The 20251-nt window shown below is 68.6% G+C and carries 14 protein-coding genes; 6 read left to right on the forward strand and 8 right to left on the reverse strand.

Annotation, left to right across the window (positions count from 1 at the left end):
• The first annotated feature begins 114 nt into the window (after positions 1-114).
• Positions 115-2514 (forward strand): ATP-binding cassette domain-containing protein, encoded by a 2400-nt coding sequence (locus F0U63_RS25100; RefSeq protein WP_395833142.1) that lies wholly within the window; start codon positions 115-117, stop codon positions 2512-2514.
• 39 nt (positions 2515-2553) lie between these two features.
• Here F0U63_RS25100 and F0U63_RS25105 read toward each other — a convergent pair whose 3' ends face one another.
• Positions 2554-3549 (reverse strand): nitrilase family protein, encoded by a 996-nt coding sequence (locus F0U63_RS25105; protein WP_395833144.1) that lies wholly within the window; start codon positions 3547-3549, stop codon positions 2554-2556.
• Positions 3550-3673: 124 nt separating this feature from the next.
• Here F0U63_RS25105 and F0U63_RS25110 point away from each other — a divergent pair, with 124 nt between their 5' ends.
• A complete protein-coding gene (locus F0U63_RS25110; protein WP_395833146.1) occupies positions 3674-4582 on the forward strand; it encodes a LysR family transcriptional regulator in 909 nt (302 codons plus the stop codon).
• A gap of 48 nt (positions 4583-4630) precedes the next feature.
• On the opposite strand, the gene F0U63_RS25115 is transcribed toward F0U63_RS25110, so the two are convergent.
• Positions 4631-5440 carry a double-CXXCG motif protein gene (locus F0U63_RS25115; RefSeq protein ID WP_395833148.1) on the reverse strand — a complete coding sequence of 270 codons (810 nt, stop codon included), beginning with the start codon at positions 5438-5440 and terminating at the stop codon, positions 4631-4633.
• Here F0U63_RS25115 and F0U63_RS25120 point away from each other — a divergent pair.
• Positions 5334-5822 carry an isocitrate lyase/phosphoenolpyruvate mutase family protein gene (locus tag F0U63_RS25120; protein ID WP_395833150.1) on the forward strand — a complete coding sequence of 163 codons (489 nt, stop codon included), beginning with the start codon at positions 5334-5336 and terminating at the stop codon, positions 5820-5822. The two genes, F0U63_RS25115 and F0U63_RS25120, sit on opposite strands and share 107 nt — an antisense overlap.
• A gap of 36 nt (positions 5823-5858) precedes the next feature.
• On the opposite strand, the gene F0U63_RS25125 is transcribed toward F0U63_RS25120, so the two are convergent.
• From F0U63_RS25125 to F0U63_RS25140, 4 genes are all read right to left on the reverse strand, one after another.
• Entirely contained in the window at positions 5859-8168 is a 2310-nt protein-coding gene (locus tag F0U63_RS25125; protein ID WP_395833152.1) for an AAA family ATPase, read from the reverse strand.
• Positions 8161-11598, reverse strand: a complete 3438-nt coding sequence (locus F0U63_RS25130) for an AAA family ATPase (protein WP_395833154.1) — start codon at positions 11596-11598, stop codon at positions 8161-8163. Before F0U63_RS25130 ends, F0U63_RS25125 begins: the two co-directional genes overlap by 8 nt.
• Entirely contained in the window at positions 11595-14945 is a 3351-nt protein-coding gene (locus F0U63_RS25135) for an AAA family ATPase (RefSeq protein WP_395833156.1), read from the reverse strand. The genes F0U63_RS25130 and F0U63_RS25135 overlap by 4 nt, the downstream gene beginning before the upstream one ends.
• Positions 14946-15244: 299 nt before the next feature.
• Positions 15245-15679, reverse strand: coding sequence for a hypothetical protein (locus F0U63_RS25140; RefSeq protein WP_395833158.1), 435 nt, complete (start codon positions 15677-15679; stop codon positions 15245-15247).
• An 86-nt stretch (positions 15680-15765) separates the two neighbouring features.
• Here F0U63_RS25140 and F0U63_RS25145 point away from each other — a divergent pair, with 86 nt between their 5' ends.
• The 3 genes from F0U63_RS25145 to F0U63_RS25155 are packed head-to-tail and all read left to right on the forward strand — an operon-like array spanning position 15766 to position 17643.
• Entirely contained in the window at positions 15766-15951 is a 186-nt protein-coding gene (locus F0U63_RS25145) for a hypothetical protein (RefSeq protein ID WP_395833160.1), read from the forward strand.
• Positions 15948-17144, forward strand: coding sequence for a trans-sulfuration enzyme family protein (locus F0U63_RS25150; RefSeq protein WP_395833162.1), 1197 nt, complete (start codon positions 15948-15950; stop codon positions 17142-17144). The genes F0U63_RS25145 and F0U63_RS25150 overlap by 4 nt, the downstream gene beginning before the upstream one ends.
• Before the next feature lie 40 nt (positions 17145-17184).
• The gene (locus F0U63_RS25155; RefSeq protein ID WP_395833164.1) at positions 17185-17643 is read left to right on the forward strand and encodes a hypothetical protein; all 459 of its coding nucleotides are present in this window, start codon (positions 17185-17187) and stop codon (positions 17641-17643) included.
• A 98-nt stretch (positions 17644-17741) separates the two neighbouring features.
• Here F0U63_RS25155 and F0U63_RS25160 read toward each other — a convergent pair whose 3' ends face one another.
• A complete protein-coding gene (locus F0U63_RS25160) occupies positions 17742-18017 on the reverse strand; it encodes a hypothetical protein (RefSeq protein WP_395833166.1) in 276 nt (91 codons plus the stop codon).
• Positions 18018-18140: 123 nt separating this feature from the next.
• Entirely contained in the window at positions 18141-20024 is a 1884-nt protein-coding gene (locus F0U63_RS25165; RefSeq protein ID WP_395833168.1) for an RICIN domain-containing protein, read from the reverse strand.
• Positions 20025-20251 lie beyond the last annotated feature (227 nt).

The raw sequence follows: 20251 nt of genomic DNA on the forward strand, positions 1-20251 counted from the left end.
CGTGGAACAACCGCGCCTCGTCCGTGATGGTGTTCTGGTAGACAGAGGGCAGGAACATTGTCGGTGAGGGTTGCCCCGCGGAGAGTTCTTCACACACCGCTGCTCCTCGATGCCATGCTCGCGAACATGGCCTCCTCCAACCAGCACCCCGCCGATAACCACGACCTGATCCGCGTCCAGGGCGCTCGGGAAAACAACCTCAAGGACGTCAGCGTCGAGCTCCCCAAGCGGCGGCTGACGGTGTTCACCGGTGTCTCGGGCTCGGGCAAGTCGTCGCTGGTGTTCGGCACCATCGCGGCCGAGTCGCAGCGGCTGATCAACGAGACCTACAGCACGTTCGTGCAAGGCTTCATGCCGACGCTGGCCCGGCCCGAGGTCGACGTCCTGGAAGGCTTGACGACCACGATCATCGTCGACCAGGAGCGGATGGGCGCCAATGTCCGCTCGACGGTCGGCACGGCCACCGACGCCAACGCGATGCTGCGGGTGCTGTTCAGCCGCCTCGGCAAGCCGTACGTCGGCTCGTCCAACGCCTTCTCCTTCAACGTCCCGTCGGTCCGCGGCGTCGGGCAGCTCTCGACCGAGAAGGGCGCCGGGAAGAGCGAGAAACGCGAGTTCACGGTCACCGGCGGCATGTGCCCGCGATGCGAGGGCATGGGCTCGGTGAGCGACATCGATCTGTCGCAGCTGTACGACGACACGAAGTCGCTCGCCGAGGGCGCCCTCACCATCCCCGGCTACACCGTCGATGGCTGGCTGGTGCGCATCTTCTCGGCCTCGGGCTTCCTCGATCCGGACAAGCCGATCCGGCGCTACACCAAGCAAGAACTCCACGACTTCCTCTACCGGGAGCCCACCAAGGTCAAGATCGACAACATCAACATGACCTACGAGGGGTTGATCCCCAAGGTCCAGAAGTCGTTCCTGTCCAAGGACGTCGAGGCGATGCAGCCGCACATCCGGGCCTTCGTGGAGCGCGCGGTCACCTTCACCGTCTGTCCCGAGTGCGGCGGTACCCGGCTCAGCGCGGCCGCCCGGTCCTCCAAGATCAAGGGAATCAACATCGCCGACGCCTGCGCGATGCAGATCAACGATCTGGCCCAGTGGGTGCGCGATCTGGACGAGCCGTCCGTGGCGCCGTTGCTGAAGACGCTGCGGCACACGCTCGACTCGTTCGTGGAGATCGGGCTGGGCTATCTCAGCCTCGACCGGCCGTCCGGCACGCTGTCGGGCGGTGAGGCGCAGCGCACCAAGATGATCCGCCACCTCGGCTCGTCGCTCACCGACGTGACCTACGTCTTCGATGAGCCGACGGTCGGGCTGCATCCCCACGACATCCAGCGGATGAACGAGCTGCTGCTGCGGCTGCGCGACAAGGGCAATACCGTCCTCGTGGTCGAGCACAAGCCGGAGGTGATCGCGATCGCCGACCACGTCGTCGACCTCGGCCCCCGCGCGGGCACCGCCGGCGGCGAGGTGGTCTTCGCGGGGACCGTGGACGGACTGCGGGCCAGTGGCACGCTCACCGGGCGTCACCTGAACGATCGAGCCTCGCTGAAGCCGTCGGTGCGGAAGCCGTCGGGGGTGATGCAAGTGCGCGGCGCCCGCACGCACAACCTGCGGGACGTCAACGTCGACATCCCGCTCGGCGTGCTGGTGGTGGTGACCGGCGTGGCCGGGTCGGGCAAAAGCTCACTCATCCACGGCTCGGTGTGTGGCCGGGACGGGGTGGTGTCGGTCGACCAGACGCCCATCCGGGGCTCGCGGCGGAGCAACCCGGCGACGTACACCGACCTGCTGGAGCCGATCCGCAAGGCGTTCGCGAAGGCCAACGGCGTGAAGCCCGCCCTGTTCAGCGCCAACTCCGAGGGCGCCTGTCCGACCTGCAACGGCGCCGGGGTGATCTACACCGACCTGGGGATGATGGCCGGCGTCACCACGGTCTGCGAGGAGTGCGAGGGCCGGCGGTTCCAGGCGTCGGTGCTGGAGTACCGGTTCGGCGGGCTCAACATCGCCGAGGTGCTCGACCTGTCCGTCGACGACGCGGTGGGCTTCTTCGGCGCTGGCGAGGCACGTACGCCGGCCGCGCACGCGATCCTGCGGCGCATGGCCGACGTGGGGATTGGCTACCTGCGGCTCGGCCAACCGCTCACCACTCTGTCGGGGGGCGAGCGGCAGCGGCTCAAGCTCGCCACGCACATGGGGGAAGACGGCGGCGTCTACGTGCTCGACGAGCCGACCACTGGGCTGCACCTGGCCGACCTCGAGCAACTGCTCGGGCTGCTGGATCGGCTGGTCGACTCCGGCAAGTCGGTCATCGTGATCGAGCACCACCAAGCGGTGATGGCGCACGCCGACTGGATCATCGACCTCGGGCCGGGGGCGGGCCACGACGGCGGGCGGATCGTGTTCGAAGGCACCCCGGCCGACCTGGTGGCGGCGAGGTCGACCCTGACTGGCCAGCACCTGGCGGCATTCGTCGGCGGCCGTTCGAAGGCTGCCCGAGGCGCATAGCACCGCGCGGCTCCACCGGAACTATCGCCGCCGGGACCTTCACCTCGCTCTGGTGAGGAGCGCTCTCGCCGCCGTTGGCTCGGAAGAGAATCGGGCCTGCCGGGGCTCCAGCTCGTCCCCCCTGTGCTCGGCCAGCAGGCCGTACAGTTCGGGACGGCGACCGCGGATCCAACGGCGTCCGGTGCACAGCGGGAGCAGGCCGAGGTCCAGGTCCACGACCACCATGTCGTCACCCGCCCTCCAGGTCTCCGCCAGGATGCGGCCGTAGGGGTCGAGGATCATCGCGTTGCCGGTGCGCACCTCGTCGTCGTCCAGGCCGACACCATTGCTGAACAGGAGGAACATGCCGTTGTCGTGGGCACGCGCTGGGAGCCAGCGCATCAGCCACTCCCGGCCCTTCTGTCCGCGGAATTCAGCCTCGAGGGCGCGGGGGTCTTCCGCTCTTCGCCGCCAGAGCTCGGGGTCGATCCGCCCCATGGCGTGCGGGCTGCGCGAATTCGTCCCGCCGGTCTGATGCGGTGCCATGAGCACATCCGCGCCGAGGAGCGCTGTCGCACGGGCGTTTTCGACGAGGTTGTTGTCCCAGCAGATCAGCACCCCGACCCGGATTCCCAGCGGCGTGTCGAAGACGGTGTAGCGATCGCCACTCGCCATGTGCTCGCTCTCGAAGGAGTGGAGCTTGCGATGGGTATGAACCGTCCCATCCGGCAGACAGACGGCATAGGCGTTGTAGAAGCGGCCGTCAGCGCCCTCCTCGATGAGGCCAGCGCCCAGTACGAGATCCTGTTCGCGAGCCAGCGCGCGGAGGATGTCGACCGAGGGGCCTGAAGGAACTGGCTCGGCCAGCGCCGAGATGCCCGCCCGGTCGAGGTGGCGAACATGCCAGTAGCCCGTCACGCACATTTCCGGGAAGGTGATCAGCTTGACGCCGTTGGCGGAGGCCAGCCCGGCGAAGTACCGGATGCGCTCGAGGTTGTAGGCCTTGTCTCCCGGGAGATGCTGGAACTGCACCGAAGCGACCCGTATGCTCGTCATGGCGCGAACTCTCCTCTGTCGGTAGGCGTGCGTGGGCAGTGCCGCCGGTGCGGTGGCCGGCCTCGGACGCGGGAGGGAGCATCCGAGACGAGCGCGGTCCCGGTAAACTGTCGACCTTTGCCCCATGCCTGCCGAAAAACGCACACCCTCGTTGGATTGGGACGACCTCCGTCACTTCGCGGCCCTGGCCCGGCACGGCAGTCTGGCCGCCGCGAGCCGGGCCCTGGGCGCCGCCCGCTCGACGATCGCGCGGCGTGTCGAGGGACTGGAGCGTCGGCTCGGCAGGCCGCTGTTCGTTCGGACGCCAGACGGTTTCAGGCTCACCGACGATGGCGCGACCGTGTTGGCGCAAGCGACCGCGATGGAAGAGGCCGCGCTGGTGGTGCAGCGTCGTCTCGAGGGCGATGACGGTCCAAAGGGACCGGTGCGGCTCACGACGTCCCGGTCCCTGGCTCATGGCTTCCTGGTGGACCGGATGGGACCGCTCCATGACCGCCACCCCGGGCTCGACGTCGAGTTCATCGCCGAGACGCGGGTGCTCAGCCTGTCCCGCGGGGAGGCGGACATCGCGATCCGCCTCGGTCGGCCCGCCGACAGCGACCTGCTGGCCCGGAGGGCCGCCACGATGGGTTACGCCTTCTTCGCGCCCGCTCGAAAGCGCGATGCGCTTCTTTCCCGCGAGCAGCCACCCCTCGTCGGGTATGGAGCGGACCATCAGGCGGCCGAGGCGGCCTGGATGGCGTCCCGCTTTCCCAGTCATCGGTTCATCTTCCGAAGCAACAGCCTCCAGGCCCAGGCGGCGGCCGCGCAGGTCGGATATGGCATCGTGCTGCTGCCCTGTTTCCTGGCCGCGAGCTACCCAGGCCTCGTGCGAATCCCGTTCGGCCCGCTTCCACCCGAGCGCGAGGTCTGGATATTGATGCGCCGCGACTCGGCCCGGGTGCCCCGGGTGAAGGCGGTGGGAGACCATCTATTCGAGCTCTTCCGAGACGAGCGCGCGCTGCTGTCCGGAGCCCAGGCTCCGGGGGAATGACCTCAGCCCAGGCTCTACCGTGCTCCAGCGGAACCTGGGATGCCGCGGTCATTTCGTGGGCAGGGGGTGGAAGGCCACCCCGTCGAGCCCCAGGCGCAGGCAGGTGTCGACGAAGCGCTCGGTGCAGACGACCACAGTGGAGAAATCCTCCAGCCGGAAGGCGTCCCGGTGGTTGGGCAGGGAGGCAGCATCCAGTACGAGGTGCTTGGGCAGGGAGAGACCCAAACGGCCACAGCGAGGGCACGGCGGTCTACCGTTGGAGGGCAGGCAATCTGGGTGCGCTCGGCCCACGGGGAGTAACTCCAACTCGAGCAGCACGGGCGAGGCGCGCTGGCGGAAGCGCAATTGGGTGGGACAGCCCTGAAGACCTGGCAGGCCCTCGGCCTGGAGTTTCTCAAATGCCTCGCGCTGCACGAGCGGCCACCAAGGAACTGGAGTCACGAATTGCCCGAAGCGGCCATGAGCCTTGCCCACGAGCGGGCCAAAGGTTGCACCGGGTGTCAGCACGGCTCCTGGTGGGAGGAGTGGGCGCACCAACTCACACAGCCGTTCATACTCCTCGATGGGCTCGGGCCGCGCTTCTTCGAAGTCAGCCAGGGATGCAATGGGGGTGAGGTCTACCGAGGGGTACGCTTTGGAATTGTCACTCCAGGTGGCCTTGCAGGTAGGGCAACCGAGAATGCCCGGAAGCCGCCACTTGTGCATGCCGTCAACGCTGCCTGTGTAGCCCGCGGACCTGTCTTCCTCGATTTTGAAATATCTCAACATCGAGGATGCCGACCTGCCGCCCGAAAACCTCGTCGCCCGAATCAAAGCGATCCGCGCCTCCCTGAAGCGCGAAGGCCTCGACATCTTCATCAATGCCCGCACCGACGTCTATCTGCGCGGGCTTGCCCCCGAGGGCCAGCGCGCCGCCGAATGTATCCGCCGCGCCGGACTCTATGAGGAGGCGGGCGCCGACGGCATCTTCCCCGCGGGCATGACCGACATGGGGGATATCGCCGCCATGGTGAAGGGCACCCGCCTGCCGGTGAACATCATGGCCCGCCCCACCCTCGCCCCCGCCGCCGAGTTGGAGAAGCTGGGAGTGCGGCGCATCACGGCGGGCAGCGCGATCTCCGAGGCCATGTACGCCCATGCGGCGCGGCTGGCGGGCGGTTTCCTGAAGGATGGGCTGTCGGCCCCGGTCACGGCCGAGTCGATGCCCTATCCGCAGGTGAACGGACTGATGAAGGCCTGAGGGCAAGCGCCAGGGCCAAGAGAACCAGGGCGGCTGCTACGCGACGGGTTGGTCGAGGAGCGTGGCGAGGGCACGGTACTCGGGCCGCAATCCGCGCTCGGCCGCGCTGCCGGCCACGACCACGGGCAGCAGCACGCCCTCCAGCTCTGGATGGGCCGCGAGCCGCACGGCGATGGGCGCCATCACCTTCGCCTCGATGAGCCGCTTCAAGGGCCGGGCCCCCAGCAGAGGCTCATACCCATGCCGGGCCAGCCACGCCCGCGCGTCCGGCTCCACCACCAGCTTCAGCCCGCGCCGCAAGAGCCCCGCCCGCGACGCCGCCTTCTCCAGCTCCAGGTCCACGATGCGCAGCACGTCCGCTTCCGTCAGGCGGCGGAATGGGATGATGTGATCAATGCGGTTGAACAACTCCGGCCGGAAGGCCTGACGGATGGCCCGCGTGAAGTCCTCCGCACCCCGCTCCGCCCCGAACCCCGCCGGCTCCGAGTGCGCCACGCCGAGATTGCTCGTCATGCACACCACCGTCATCCGGAAGTCCACCAGGCGCCCCAACCCATCCGTCAGTCTCCCCTCCCCCAGGATGCCCAGGAGCAGATCGAAGACCTCCGGATGTGCTTTCTCCAGCTCGTCGAAGAGGACGAGAGACAGGGGCTGCTGCCGCACCCGCTCGGCGAGGCTGGTGATGCCCGGTCCCACCTCCATCAACCGCTGGGCCGAGCCGGGCAACATGTACTCGGACATGTCCAGGCGGATCATCCGCTGCTCGTCGCCGAAGAGCGTGCGCGCCAGTTGCTTGGACAGCTCCGTCTTCCCCACCCCCGTGGGTCCGGCGAAGAGCAGCGTGCCCACGGGCTTGTCCGGATCATTCAGCCCGGCCTTGAACCGCGCGAGCACTCCGGCGGCCAGCCCACACGCCCGCTCCTGGCCAATGACACCCTTCTGGAGCTGCGCCGCGAGCGCGTGGCGCTCGGCGGGGACCTCGTCGCTGATGAGCTGGAGCGGCAGGCCCGAATAGCGTGCGTAGGCCTCGGAGGCATCGCGCGGATAGAGCGTCCGGGACTGGCCGCGCTCGCCCTGCTGCTCCAACCAGTCGAGGAAGCGGAAGGCCTTGCCCGGAAACAGGCTGTCGCGCTGGAACGTGTCCAGGTGGGCCACGAGCTGCCGCAGCCCCACGGGATGGATGCTCACCCGGCTGCGCCGCACCGACTGGTAGCGCAGCATGAACTCGGGCATCCGCGATGCCGGGGGAGACTCGATGCGCAGGATGCGGAAGGGCCGCAGCGCCTCCGGGAAGCGCCGCTGGCAGCGCTCGAGCTCGGCCTCGGTGCACTCGGCGATGAGGGAGATCTCCCCGCTCATCGCCGCCGGCAGGAGCAGATCTCCAATCGACGAGCCATCCGGCTGGGGCGCGAGCAGCGACGTGAGCCGATCCACGAAGAGGTAGTTCTCCTCGTGCGACAGCGCGTCGATGAGCTTCAGGCATCGCTCCTGCCACATGCCCAGGTACACCATGCCCGCGACAATCCGCTCGGCGCTGGTGCGCCAGATATCGGGCAGGCGCACCGTCTTGTCCTCGCGCCGCCGCTCGGCGATCCGCCGCGCCAGCATCGACACGTGGCTCGTCTTACCCGTGCCTGTGCCGCCAACGAGCAGCAGCGACGGAGGGGGCCTGCGCTGGGCGAGTTCCATCCACTCGCGCATCGCCTCGGCGTCGTACACCAGGGCCGGCTGCCGGCCGCCCAGGGCGCGCGACGTCAATTCCTCGCCCACCTGATCGAGCACCTCGGGGGGAGGCTCCCGCCGCGCGCCGCCACGGACCTCGCGCCGCGGGCCGAGCGGATCCCACGCCCGGACGTACTCCTCGCCCTCGTGGCGGAAGTCATACAGGCCCTTGGGCTTCTCCCCGAGCAGCGCGGTGCTCAGCGCGTTCTGCAACACATCGCGCGCGATGGAGAGATCCTCCACCACGAAGGACCAGTCGAAGCGCGGCACCCGCACGCGCCAGGCACCGCTCTCCATCCGTCCGTAGACGTAGGTGAGCCGCAGGGGAATGAGCGCCTGGGAGATGACCGGCCGCTTCTTGTGCACCGTCTGGGGGTGGATCTCCACGGTGATGGTCCGGGCCTCCAGCTCCTCCTCCCAGAGGAAGCGCTCGAGCGCGGCGTCGTCCTCACGCAGCAACTGCCGCACCCTTGTCTCCAGCAGCGAGAGGACCTCGGACTCGCTCGTGCCGTAGGCGGAGGGAGGCGGCTTGTCGAAGAAGCTGTCCCAGACGGGCAGGAGCTGCCCCGTGAGCCGGCCATCGTGGTGGGTGGAGAAGTAGACGCGCAGGCTCTTGTCACTCATGGCGCCCTCCCCGCTCGGGGCCCGCCGGGTTCTGGCTCATCCGCAACCGCCACAGCACGGGCAGGGCCTCGGCGGGAGAGCGCACCCGGTGGGTGCCGCTGTAGGTGAGCAGGTAGTCGTCCAGCTCCAGCTCGGCCAGGCCCTGTCGCGCGGGAGGCTCGAAGCGGTAGGCCCGGACCACGGGCATGGCGGCCTCGGGATCCTCGGGCAGGGGTCGCACGCCCTCCTGCCGCGCCTGGTGGAAGGCCTGAAGCCGGGCGCCATGTCCCGCCAGCAGCACCGCGGGCGCGGGGGCCTGGGCCTCGTGGACGCGCACCTTCACGATCTCCGGCAGCCGCCCCGAGGATTGCCAGACGTGCAGCCCGCTCTCTCCCTCGAGGAAGGGGCGGATCCCCGGACCCACCAGCTTGATGGCGGCGTGCACCGGCTCCACGGTGGAGGCGTGCAGGAACTCCCGGAGCTGGCGCAGTCCCCCGGACACCACGGCGCCTCCTGGCAGGTGCGCGGCGAAGGACTCGATCGCTCCGCGCGAGTGGGCGTAGGCCGTGCACAACCACCGGGTGAGCAGCGAGCCGGAGCCCGCGCCCCGGCGCCACTGTCCCAGCGGGAGCAGCTCCAGCAGCACGGTGTGCTGATCCGGCCGGGAGAGTCCCCGGAGGACGCGCTGGAGGAAGTACACCTCGGCCAGCGCATCGAGCAGTTGCTCGCGGGTCGCGGTCCGCACCGGGGCGAGCGCCCGGCGATCGAAGAGGTTGAACCGCTGCGCCTCGATCATCTCCCGGGCCTCTTCCTCGGGCGCGCGGGCGAGCGACTCGAGCTGGGTGGCGAAGTGCTCCAGGTACATGCGCATGGCGTCGAGCGTGTAGAGCGACTCGGCGTGTTCGCGCTCACCGGCCTGCAACCGCTCCAGGTGGAAGCGGACCTGCTCGGACAGGGCGCCGAGTGCCTCGCTCTCGCGCATGGCGCGCACGGCTTCGTGGGCCTCGAGCAGCTTCTCGCGCAGGGCCGGGATGGGCAGCTCCAGGAGGGGCTCCAGCGCGAAGCCCTCGGCCACGGGCTCGCGGGGGATGAGCGCGTCGGCCTGGACCTCGAAGCGCTCCTCTCGGGTGTAGAGCTGGAACAGGCGCAAGAGGGACTGGGGGCCGCGGATGATGGCGTCGGAGAGCACCTGGCCCACGTGCTCCTCCAGGTAGCGCTTGAGGGGCCGCGCGCCCAGGCGGGCGTCGAAGGCTTCCTCGACGATGCGCCGCTTCACCGCGTCGTCCGCGGACACGAAGATGTTGCGCGAGGTGAGCCCCTGCCGCGCGAGCAGCCGCGCGAGTTCCTTCTCGACGACCTTCTCCCCCACCTCGCGCGAGAGCGGCGAGAAGTGGACGATGCGATCGATGCGGTTGAAGAGCTCGGGGGGGAAGAAGTCGCGCACGGCCCGGTCCGCCTCGAGCGCGAGAGTGCGCGCGTCCGGCTCCCCGATGCCCACGGGAGGTTTGCGCCGGGCGCCCAGGTTGCTCGTCATCACGATGACGGTGTGCGTGAAGTCCGCCGTGTCGCCCGAGGCATCCGTCAGGCGGCCCTCGTCGAAGAGCTGCAGGAGCAGGTAGAGCAGCGAGGAGTGGGCCTTCTCGATCTCATCCAACAACACGAGCGAGAAGGGCTGCTCGCGGATGAGCCGGGTCAAATGGCCCTCGGGCCGCCACGGATCCCCGGTGAGCCGGGCAACGGCGTCCGGCGTCTGGAACTCGGCCATGTCGAGCCGGATCATTCGCGAGGCATCGCCATACAGGTAGCTGGCCAGCGCGCGAGCGAGCTCCGTCTTGCCCGTGCCGGTGGGACCGGTGAAGAGATAGACGCCGTAGGGCCTGAGGGGGTCGGTGAGCCCGGCATGGATGCGCGCGACGAGATCGCACGCCTCGCGCACGGCGTCCGGCTGGCCCATCACCTTGCGCGAGAGGGCCGCGTGGACCTCCTCGGGCGCCAGGGGCTCCCGGGCGCTGAGCAGGGTGGACGGCAGGCCCGTGCGGCCCGCCAGGTGCGTGAAAAGCGCCTCCACGCCGAGCGTCCGGCCCTCGCTCTGGGAGCCCGTGGCCAGCTCGCGCAGCAGATCCAACGCCTTGCCGGGAAGCGCGGCGCCGGGGAACAGGGACGAGGCCTGTTCGAGCAGCACGGGGAACAGCAGGGGATGCCAGGAGAGTGCGTGTCTGGACTCCAGCTCGCGCGCCTCGTGCAGCAACATGCGCAGCGTCTCGTCGGCGCTCGTCGGGCGCACGTGCACCTGGGTGAAGAGCGCGGCGAAGGACGGCGCGTCCGACTCCAGCCGCTGGAGCTGCTCGGGCGTCACCGCGCCCACCAGGGTGATTTCCCCCCGCGCGAGCGCCCCCTGGAAGAAGAGCGCGAGGTGGGTGTCACTGTCCCGCGTGCGGCCCAGGAGACCAAAGGCCTGGAGATCCTCGACGAAGAGGATGCGGCGCCCTCCCCTGGCGTCCTCCAGCACCTGGAGGCAGCGCTGCTCCCAGTCCCCGACATAGCTCATGCCGGCGATGAGCCGCTTGCCGGCGATCGTCCACACCTCGGTCACCTTGTCGAGGTTGCGGTGGGTCTGGAAGCCGTCGGCGTCGAGCTGATCGGCCACGAAGTGCTTGAGCAGGGTTCTCTTGCCACACCCCGGGGGCCCGACGAGCAGCACCGGCGTGCGCCGCTCTCCGCCGAGCAGTCGCTGCAACTGCTCGCGATAGGGCACCCGGGGCATGCCGATCGCCAACGAGCCCTCGGCCGCCTGGAGCGTGAGGTTCGTGCCCAGGGTGTGCAGTACCCGGGTGCCACTCCCCTTCTTCGGGCGCTTCTTGCCCTTGCCGGGCCGATCCTCCACCTCCAGGTCCGCCCAGGGGCCCTTCTTCGCGCCGAGCTGGTCGAGCAGTGACGGAGGCTGGGCGACGAACGAGAACGCCTTGAGGCTGTCCTTGCGGTTGGAGCGCAGCGATTCGAGTTCCTCGGACTCCAGCCGCGCCCAGGCGTGGGTGAAGAAGACCTTCGCCTGCTCCTCCAGGGACAGGCCCGCCTCGACGGCGAACCACTCCTGCTGGCGCGAAGGATGGTAGGCGATCAACAGGGGCTCGCTCCGGGTGCGCCAGCGCGGCTCGAGGATCAACGGAAACAGGCCGGAGAGCCGGGGCGTATCGGTTCCCGAGCGCACGCGCTTGAAATCCAGCTCCAATTGCACGCGCTCCAGCCGGATGCCGCGAGGCATCTGGAAGCACGCCAGCTCACGCGGGGGCAGCTCGCCCAGGAGGCCGCGCAGGTCCTCCACGAGCTTCTGTTGAAGCTTGACCGCGCCCTTCCCGTCGCGGCTGCGGGTATACGGGCCGAGTCCGAGCGTGGTCCACCGCATGCCCCCCGAGGCACTCCGGCTCTGGTAGACGGCGAGGGTCAGGTTCATGGCGTGGCGGCTCGGAGCGCGTCGAGGACGAAGGCGGGAGCGCTCTCGGGATCGAAGCTTCCCGAGCGCTCCAGGTGCAGGAGGTGTTCGAGCAGGAGGTGCTCCCAGTCCTGGAAATACCCCCGGGCACCGAGCGAGACGGTTCGCGCGCCGTCGCAAAGGACGACGTCTCCCCCGGGCTGGTGCTCACGCACGGCGGGCATCAATCGCAGCTCCTTGAGGGGAACAGGCGCGGGCGGAGCGATGGCGGGCAGCTCCAGCTCCTTCTGGGACAGGTGGGGCCTCATCGCCACGGGTTGGACGGTGAGCAGGACGGGCTCGTCGCGCGGCGTGGGGGGAAAGCGGTGCAGTCCGGCCTCGAGCGCCAGGAACGAGCCGGCATAGGGGCCACTGACCGACAACAACACCTCGTGGAATGCGCGCCCGGGCTCGCCGAGCGCCCGCGACAACGCCTCGGCGGAGAGGACCTCATCGCGCCACCGGCGCTTGTCGTCCTTGTGGTGACGGGCGACGGAGAGGCGGCCACCGGCCACCCACCCGCGGCGGGGCAGCTCCTCGAGCAGCGGCGACAGCCAGGCGTCGAGCGCACGCGTCTCCCCCGCCTCCTGGACGATGAGCGTGATGCCATCACGCTGGGGCTGCAAGGCGAGCAACACCGAGGGCAGCAACCGGCGCAGGGCGCGTGATTGCTCCCGGGCATCCTCCACGAAGGAGGAGATGTCCTGCTGCTCGAAGAGGGCCAGCAGCGCCAGCTCCTCGGCGGCCGAGAGCGCCGCGCGCAGCCGCTGGACCTGGGCCCAGAGCAGATCGAGCCGGCTGTGCTCGTGATGCAGTTGCCCGAGGGAGATGGCCTCGTGACCCCGGTTCGGGCGGGCCCCTTGCGCGAGCTGGGCCACGAGGAAGCGCACCTGCTCCACGAGCCGCTCCACGGCATCCATGCGGAGGATGGCGTCGAGTGCTCGCCGCTCCGCCTGGAGGGCCTCCACCCGCTCCAGTTGATGACGCGCCTGCCTGGGGCTGCCCGGGGACAACGCCACCGAGAGCCCCTGGGGACCGGAGTGGAGGGTGACTTCCCCGCCCTGGGCCTCGGGGCCCGCGGCGGAGAGCGCGCGGGCCAGGGGCACGACGAGCTGTTGATCCAGATGGCGGCGCAGCGCTCGGGCACCATGGGCCTCGTGGTAGCCGGACGCGGCGAGCGAGGCGAGGAGCTCGGGCGGTACCTGGAGATCGAGCCCCCGCTGGAGCAGACCGCGCCGCTGTCGCAGCTTGTCCACGGTGAGCCGGGCCACCTGCTCCACCTGGGTGGGAGTGAGCGGGTGGAAGGCGATGAGCTGGTCGATGCGGTTGACGAACTCGGGACGGAAGTGCCGGTGCACCTCGCGCAGGTAGTGCTCGGTGTCGTCCACCGGCGCGGCGCCGATGCCCAGGGGGGTGCGACGGTGAGCGACGCCGAGGTTGCTCGTCATGATGATGAGGGCGTTGTGGAACCAGGCCGTCTGGCCCTGGGTGTCGGTGAGCCGCCCTTCCCCGCAGACCTGGAGCAGCAGATCGAACACGGCGGGGTGGGCCTTCTCGATCTCGTCGAGCAGGAGCACGCAGAAGGGCTGCTGGCGCACCCGCCGCGTGAGCAGTCCGGGCCCCCGGGCACTGCCCCGGATGAGCCGCTCGGCGGCCCAGGCATCCATGAACTCGCTCATGTCGAAGCGGAACATCCGCTCCGGCGAGCCGAAGAGGAACGTGGCGAGCAGCCGCGCCAGCTCCGTCTTCCCAACGCCGGTGGGGCCGACGAAGAGGAAGGTGGCCAGCGGCTTGCCCTGGGGCTGGAGCCCCGCCTTCACCATGCACAGCGTCTCCACCACCCGGCGTACCGCCACCTCCTGCCCCACGAGCTGGCGGCGGAAGGACGCCTCGACGTCCGCGGCGAGCAGCGCGCGATCCTCGCGCAGGAGGAACTCGGGGACACCCGTCTTGAGGCTGAAGAGCGAGTACAGCCGCTCCCGGGTGAGCAGGGGCACCTGGCCATCCCCCGTGCGCGCCTGATGGAGGCTCGCGCGCAGCTCCTCGTACAGCCGCACCGCCTTGCCGGGCATCGCGCCACCGGGGAGATAGCGCTCGGCCAGCTCCACGAGGGGCTCCACCGCGTCCTCGGCCAACTGGGGCCGCGAGGGCTCCGCCTGCCGCTGCCAGGCGGCCCGCGCGCGCAACGCCTCCCGGGTCTGCTTCGTGCTCAGGGGCTCCAGGCGCACGCGCGCGAGCAGGGAGAAGAAGCCGGGGTGCTGGTTCTCCAGGAGGTCGAGCGACTCTGAGGTGAGTTCCCCGAGCAGCCGCACCCTGCCCTCCTCCAGGAAGGGCTTCATCACGCCGGGGATGTTGACGGACTCCGTGGAGTGCTGGGCGAGCAGCTCGCCCAGGTTCTCGAAGAAGAGGACGGCGTCGAGCTCCCTCGCGGCGCGCATCACCCGCAGGACGCGCTCCTGCCACTGGCCGAAGCCAGACATGCCGGCGATGAGACGCGAGCCGCTCGTCGCATACACCCGCCGCGGGCGGCCCGCCTTGCGCTCGGCGCGCATCCACGCCTGGAGCAGCTCCGTCTTGCCCACCCGCTCCGGACCCACGAGCAACACACCCTGCCGCTTCTCGCCGCCCACGAGGGTGCCCAGCAAGGCGAGCTCGGTGTCCCGGCCCAGGAGCGGTGGCCCCTGGCGCGCGTCCTCGCGGTCGTGCAGCGGCACGGACACGGAGAGAAGCACTTCATGGGCCTGGTCGCGCTGGAGCTTCTCCTCCAGCTTCTTCCGGGCCTTGAGGGCCTTGTCGCCCGCCTCCTCGCGCCGGAGCGTGAGCACGAGGGTCTCGAGTGTCACGGTCCGGGGAGGCAACAGCCGCAGGAAGTCGGGAGCACTCAATTCCCGCGCGGCGAGCAACCGCTCCACATCGGCGCGCACGGTCTCGCGCACGTCCTGGGCCGGGCCCACGAAGACGGTGTGCTCCAACGCGGGGACGAAGACCCAGGTCTCGGCCGCGAGCGGGACGACGACCGAGGCCAACTCGACGAGCGTGGAGGTAGCGAGCCGCTTGGGGAGATCCGCGCGCGCCGCCCGGATCTCCATCATCTCCAGCCGGATCCGCACGGGGAAGGAGAACCGGGCGAGGTGCTCGGGCTCGATCCGGGAGAGGTGCTCCTCGAGGAACAGCCGCTGCTCCGCGAGGCACGCCTCGAGGGTGGACGCATGGCTCGTCAGGGCCGGCGCGGCCACGGGAAACACCTGGTAGTCACCATTCCAGAGCTGTTGGCAGAGGAGCGGAGTGGAGAACTCGAGGGTCCCGGATGAGGCGTCGGAAGGGGCCATGCGCCACCCATCCTATGCCGAGCGCATGTCTCCATCAATTCCTATCTTGTTTCGTGACAATGATTGCCATAATCAAAGGCAAGCCCCAATTCATGTTTGTGTTTTATTGAAAAAGACAGACACAAAATAAATGGGAGTTTGTCTTTAATTAATTGCATGCCTCGGCAATTGCTTTCATTTGGCACGTAAAGACATACACAAAACAATGTCATTCAAATACATATCAATCATTCGTGCTCACCAAGACGTTCTATGTGGGCATCGCTCCGAGACACCGTGCATTTGACTGGCTCATGGACCTACGGACGAAGCTTGTGGACGGTGAGACGGTGCCTGGCGAGCCACCGGTGGTATCCCCAGCCGAGGGGCAGCCATCTTCTGAACCGGGCCTGTGGTTCGACCTGGAGCCGGTAGGGGGAGTCTCCGAAGAAGCCGAATTCCACCCAGTCGGGTCCCATGGCCCGAATGGAGAGGATGCCGGGGGTGTAGGGTGCGCCGGCCGAGACGGAGTCCAGGAGCTGGCCCTCGCGCCCCACCAGGTACACGGAGAGCAGCTCCTCGAAGGGACAGTCCTGGGTCAACCACACGAGGCAGGAGCCGTCCTCCAGCTCGAGCTGCGCTTCCAGCAGCAAGCCCTCGACAGTGAAGTCGAGCACCTGTCCGTCACGGACCAACCGAGAGGTGCCTCGTCCGGAGTCCATCCCGGCGAGCGAGAATCGCCGCACTGCATGCATGAGTTCACCCCTCTATGTGAGGAACTCTACGAGAAGGAGCCAGGGCGGAGTAGTTTCACCGCCTCCCTGGAGGGAGGAGCCCGACCGTGGACGACACCGAACCGTCCCCCTTGCCGTTCCCCACGAGCCTCTGCCACCGCTGCGCGGCGCCTCCGAAGTACGTGCGGACGAAGACGTCCACCTTCATCCTCTGCCCCGTGCTGCCGGGCAAGTACCCGCCCCAACCCGTGCTGCGCTGCCCCCTCTTCAGACCGCGAGGAACACACGAATGACTTCGGAATGGGATGTGCGGACCCGGCTCGTGCGGACCGACGAGGCCGAGGAGGAGGGCGCACCGCTCAACACCCCCCTGGTGCTCTCCACCACCTTCCGCGCCCACCCGGAGGGGGTGGGTTTCTCCGCCGTGGACATGGGGGAGCAGTCGCCCTTCTTCTACGCCCGGTGGTCGACCCCCACCGTGCGGACCCTGGAGCGGCGCCTGGCCGACCTCGAGGGCGGCGAGGACGCGCTGTGCTTCGCCAGTGGGATGGCGGCCATCACCGGGCTGCTGTTGCACCTGCTCGGGCCCGGCACCCACCTGGTCATCAGTGATGTCTGCTACGCGGGCACGGCCGAGTTCGTCCGCGGGACGCTGCGGCGCTATGGCGTGGACGTCACCCCCGTGGACACCTCGGACCTCGAGCAGGTGCGCGCCGCGCTGCGCCCGACGACCCGGCTCGTCTACCTGGAGTCACCGTGCAACCCCGTGCTCAAGCTGACCGACATCGAGGCGGTGGCCACGCTCGCGCACGGCGTCGGGGCCCGGGTCGCCGTCGATGCGACCCTCGCGACGCCCATCGGCCTGCAACCCCTGGCACTTGGGGCCGACTTCGTCCTCCATTCCCTGACCAAGTACATCGGCGGCCACGGGGACGTGCTGGGCGGAGTCGTCGTCGGGAGGAAGGCCGAGCTGGCCGCGCTCCGCCAGGACTCGCTCATCCACCTGGGCGCCGTGCTCAATCCCTTTCCCGCGTGGCTGCTGCTGCGCAGCCTCGCCACCCTGCCCCAGCGCATGGCGGCCCACGCGGCCACGGCCCGCGAGGTGGCTTCCTTCCTGGAGACACACCCCCGCGTGCACCACGTTCTCTACCCGGGGCTCGACTCCCACCCCCAGGCCGCCCTCGCCCGCCGGCAGTTGCGCAACACCTCCGGCATGATTGCCTTTCAAGCCGAGGACGCCCCGGCGGTGGCGCGCCGTCTCGCCGAGCGGTTGAAGGTCGTCCACTACGCCGTCTCGCTCGGCAAGCCCCACAGCCTCGTCTTCTACCTGCCCACCGACGAGTTGCAGCGCACCTCGTTCCAGCTCTCCCCGGAGCTGCTGGCGCGCTACCGCGCCTGGGCGGGCGACGGCGTCTTCCGCTTGTCGATCGGCCTGGAGGCCCCAGCGGACATCATCCGGGACATCGATCAGGCCCTGGCCCCGTGAGCCACTCATCTAGACGGGACATAGAAGAGTTGTAACACCCATGCCGAACGACACTCCCTCGCCCGCCCTGCTCGTGGACGACTCCCTCTGGCCCCTGCTCATCGTCCAGCCACGAGGCGTGGTCCCGCTCGCGCACTTCGAGGAGTATCTCGTGCGGCGGCTCACCTACCTGCGGCGCCAGGAGAAGCACGTCGTCCTCTTCGACATGAGGCAGGCGCCCATGCTCCCCGCCGAGATCCGCCAGCGTCATGCCGAGTGGCTCAAGCAGCACGCGGCCCTGATCGAGACCCAGGTGCTCGGCCATGCCCTGGTCCTCAACTCCCCCTTCTTGCGGTTGATGCTCTCCACCTTCCACAAAGTCCGGCCGCGCAACGGCCGCCATCTCGTCACGCCCCATCTGGATGAAGCGGCGCGCTGGTGTCTCGGCGTGCTCGAGGAGAGCGGCGGCAACCCTCCCACCCAGCGCATCGAGGCTCACTTCGGCCTGAAGGCCCACTGAATACGGTGCGGGCGAAGGCACTCGCTGCGATGTACGGGAGAGCCGCTCGCCGCCCTGGCGCACACAGTCCTCGCCAGAGGGGCACGAGGGACTGGATCCTACTCGCAATCCACGGAGTACTGTCTGTAGGTGCTCGTCTGGCCCCACGAGGCGTAGGTGCCACAATGACAGCCCCTGCCACCGATCAGCGTGGTGTACGTGGCGTCGCTGAAATACATGGTGTAGTAGTCGCCAGACGAGCAGTCCGGAATGGCATCCTGACGGGTTTCCAGCTCAGATGACTCCTGCGTGGTCTCGTCGTCGACGACACCGCCGCAGCCCACCACCAGACCCATCGTCAACGACAAACCCGCAGCCCACATCGCGTTCTTCATGTGTTCCCTCCAGCCAGTACGGCGTTGATGGAATGCACGTTAGGCCCAGGATTTCGCGCGAATCAATAAAAGAGGTGCGCGGCGCCGGAACATCCCACAACCAGCGGTTCCGCCTGTTCCCGTTCAGTAGGGCCGCAGGTGGAATCGCTGGCAGGTGTTGTCCAGCCAGCTGTACTGCTGGACCGTGCCCCCTTCGGACAGGGAGCAGCCTGACACATCGAGGGCCTTGCCACTGTGCCGGGCGATGAGCCGGGCGGTGCCATCCGCCAGCGGCTCGATGCGCCACTGGGAGTGGGTGCCCGAGCAGGAGCCCGTGACGGTGCGCGCGGAGTTGGCGGTGGAAGCCCCCTCGATGACGAGACAGCTTCCGGAATTGGAGACCGGCGAGATCTGGAAGTACCCATCCCCGGTGGGGGTGAAATTCCACCGCTGACAGTTGTTCCCCAGCCAGCTCCACTGGTTCACATGGGTGCCGTCCGCGCTCGCGCAGTTGGCCACGTCCAGCACCTTGCCACTCGAGACGTTGACGATGGCCACCGGCCCCACCGGCTGGAGCTGCCACTCCTGACAGGTGTTGCCCAACCCGGACCACAGGTTCACGGCCGACCCGTCCGCGCTCGCGCAGTTGGCCACGTCCAGCACCTTGCCGCTGTTGCGGTTCTGCAGACGGAACCACCCCTCCGAGGTGGCCACGGGCATCCACTGCTGGCATGCATTGCCCAACCACGACCACTGGCCCACGCGGGTGCCGTCCGCGGTGCCGCAGTTGACGGCGTCCAGGGACTTGCCGGTGCTGCTGTTCACCAACCGGTAGTACCCGTCCGCGGTCGGATCCAGCACCCAACCGGTGGCCGCACTGGAGCAGGAGGCCAGGACCGCGCTCGCCCCATCGCCGCTCGAGCCCCCGCTGACCCCCATGCACTTGTTCGCCGACCGGCTCACCAGCTTGTAGGCAGCGCCGCGCACGGCGGTGGTGATGGGCGAGCGCTCCCCGGAGGGAACCGCGAGCGACGTGCCGAGGGCGACGGGAGTGCCGAAGGAGGGCGTACCATCCGAGTTCCAGGTGAAGGCCTGCGCGCGGGTCGAGCGCGTCCGCGAGCAGCCCTGATTGGCGGCGCTGTTGGCGTGATAGACGATCCAGCTTTGCGTGCCATCCGGCGAGGTGAAGAAGCCGTTGTGACCCGGCCCATAGACACCATTGGCGTCGGAGCGCTGGAACACGGGGCTGGCGGACTTCTTCCAGGAGGAGAGGCTCAGCGGATCGCTCCCGGTGAGCGTCAACATTCCGAGCTTGTAGTCCGGAGTCCCGCAGAAGCTGGCCGAGTAGATGAGGAAGGTCTTGCCGCCGCGCTGCAGGACCACGGGTCCCTCGTTGACGGGGGCGCCCTGCGTCTCCCAGCTGTACGTGGGATTGGAGAGCAACACCTTCGTACCGCTCGTGGTCCAGGGGTTGCTCATCTTGGCGATCCACATGTTCTGGTTGCTGCCCTCGAACGCCGAGGAGAGCAGATACAGCGAGCCGTTGACCTGGAGATAGGAGCCATCGATGTTCCAGCCGGTGCCCTGGGGCTCGCTCTTGAAGGCATAGGGCCCCATGGGATCGTCTCCCGCGCTCTCGAGCACCACCAGGTGCTGGTTATCGAAGTTGCCCCCCGTGCCGGCCGTGAACATGAAGTACCAGCGGTACCCATTGGGGCCATTGAGCCGATGGAACTCGGGAGCCCAGAAGTTACAGCACCGGCTGGCCGTGGTGTCCGACCAGATCACCACCGGCGTCGCGGTACTCAACCCCGCCAGGGTCGGCGATTTGCGCATCATCATCTGCGAGGACCACGTCGTCGTCGCCAGGTAGTAGTTGCCGTTGTAGTACTGCAGCCAGGGGTCCGCGCCATCCCCCAGCAAGGGGTTGCGGAAGGTGGTCTCACCGACCGCGAGCGCGGGGGGGGTGGGGAGAACCAGTACGGCCAGGCCAAGCAGCAACGCGGTGAACGCCCGGGGGTGTGCCATGTCTCACTTTCGATCAGGGAATGCGGACACCTGCGCACGAAGCCGGTCTGGCCATCACCGGGGCACGAGGCGCCCTGGATGCCATGCCAGCGGAAGGAGCAGCCTGTCCGGTGCGGGAACAGGAGATGTGAACGCTCACATCTCCTCGGCCGAAGCTGCGCTCATCCACGAACATTGTCAACCGCATCTCAGACGGCGCGGTGCATCATGGGCTCCGGGTCCGGACT

Source organism: Cystobacter fuscus, assembly GCF_044360685.1.
Lineage (GTDB): Bacteria > Myxococcota > Myxococcia > Myxococcales > Myxococcaceae > Cystobacter > Cystobacter fuscus_C.

Excerpts from the sequence above, each read along its gene's own strand:
- F0U63_RS25140 (WP_395833158.1), bottom strand. The coding sequence starts at position 15,679 with ATGCATGCAGTGCGGCGATTCTCGCTCGCCGGGATGGACTCCGGACGA.
- F0U63_RS25115 (WP_395833148.1), bottom strand. The coding sequence starts at position 5,440 with ATGAAGATGTCGAGGCCTTCGCGCTTCAGGGAGGCGCGGATCGCTTTG.
- F0U63_RS25165 (WP_395833168.1), bottom strand. The coding sequence starts at position 20,024 with ATGGCACACCCCCGGGCGTTCACCGCGTTGCTGCTTGGCCTGGCCGTA.
- F0U63_RS25150 (WP_395833162.1), top strand. The coding sequence starts at position 15,948 with ATGACTTCGGAATGGGATGTGCGGACCCGGCTCGTGCGGACCGACGAG.
- F0U63_RS25130 (WP_395833154.1), bottom strand. The coding sequence starts at position 11,598 with ATGAACCTGACCCTCGCCGTCTACCAGAGCCGGAGTGCCTCGGGGGGC.
- F0U63_RS25155 (WP_395833164.1), top strand. The coding sequence starts at position 17,185 with ATGCCGAACGACACTCCCTCGCCCGCCCTGCTCGTGGACGACTCCCTC.
- F0U63_RS25105 (WP_395833144.1), bottom strand. The coding sequence starts at position 3,549 with ATGACGAGCATACGGGTCGCTTCGGTGCAGTTCCAGCATCTCCCGGGA.
- F0U63_RS25125 (WP_395833152.1), bottom strand. The coding sequence starts at position 8,168 with ATGAGTGACAAGAGCCTGCGCGTCTACTTCTCCACCCACCACGATGGC.
- F0U63_RS25135 (WP_395833156.1), bottom strand. The coding sequence starts at position 14,945 with ATGGCCCCTTCCGACGCCTCATCCGGGACCCTCGAGTTCTCCACTCCG.
- F0U63_RS25160 (WP_395833166.1), bottom strand. The coding sequence starts at position 18,017 with ATGAAGAACGCGATGTGGGCTGCGGGTTTGTCGTTGACGATGGGTCTG.
- F0U63_RS25110 (WP_395833146.1), top strand. The coding sequence starts at position 3,674 with ATGCCTGCCGAAAAACGCACACCCTCGTTGGATTGGGACGACCTCCGT.
- F0U63_RS25100 (WP_395833142.1), top strand. The coding sequence starts at position 115 with ATGCTCGCGAACATGGCCTCCTCCAACCAGCACCCCGCCGATAACCAC.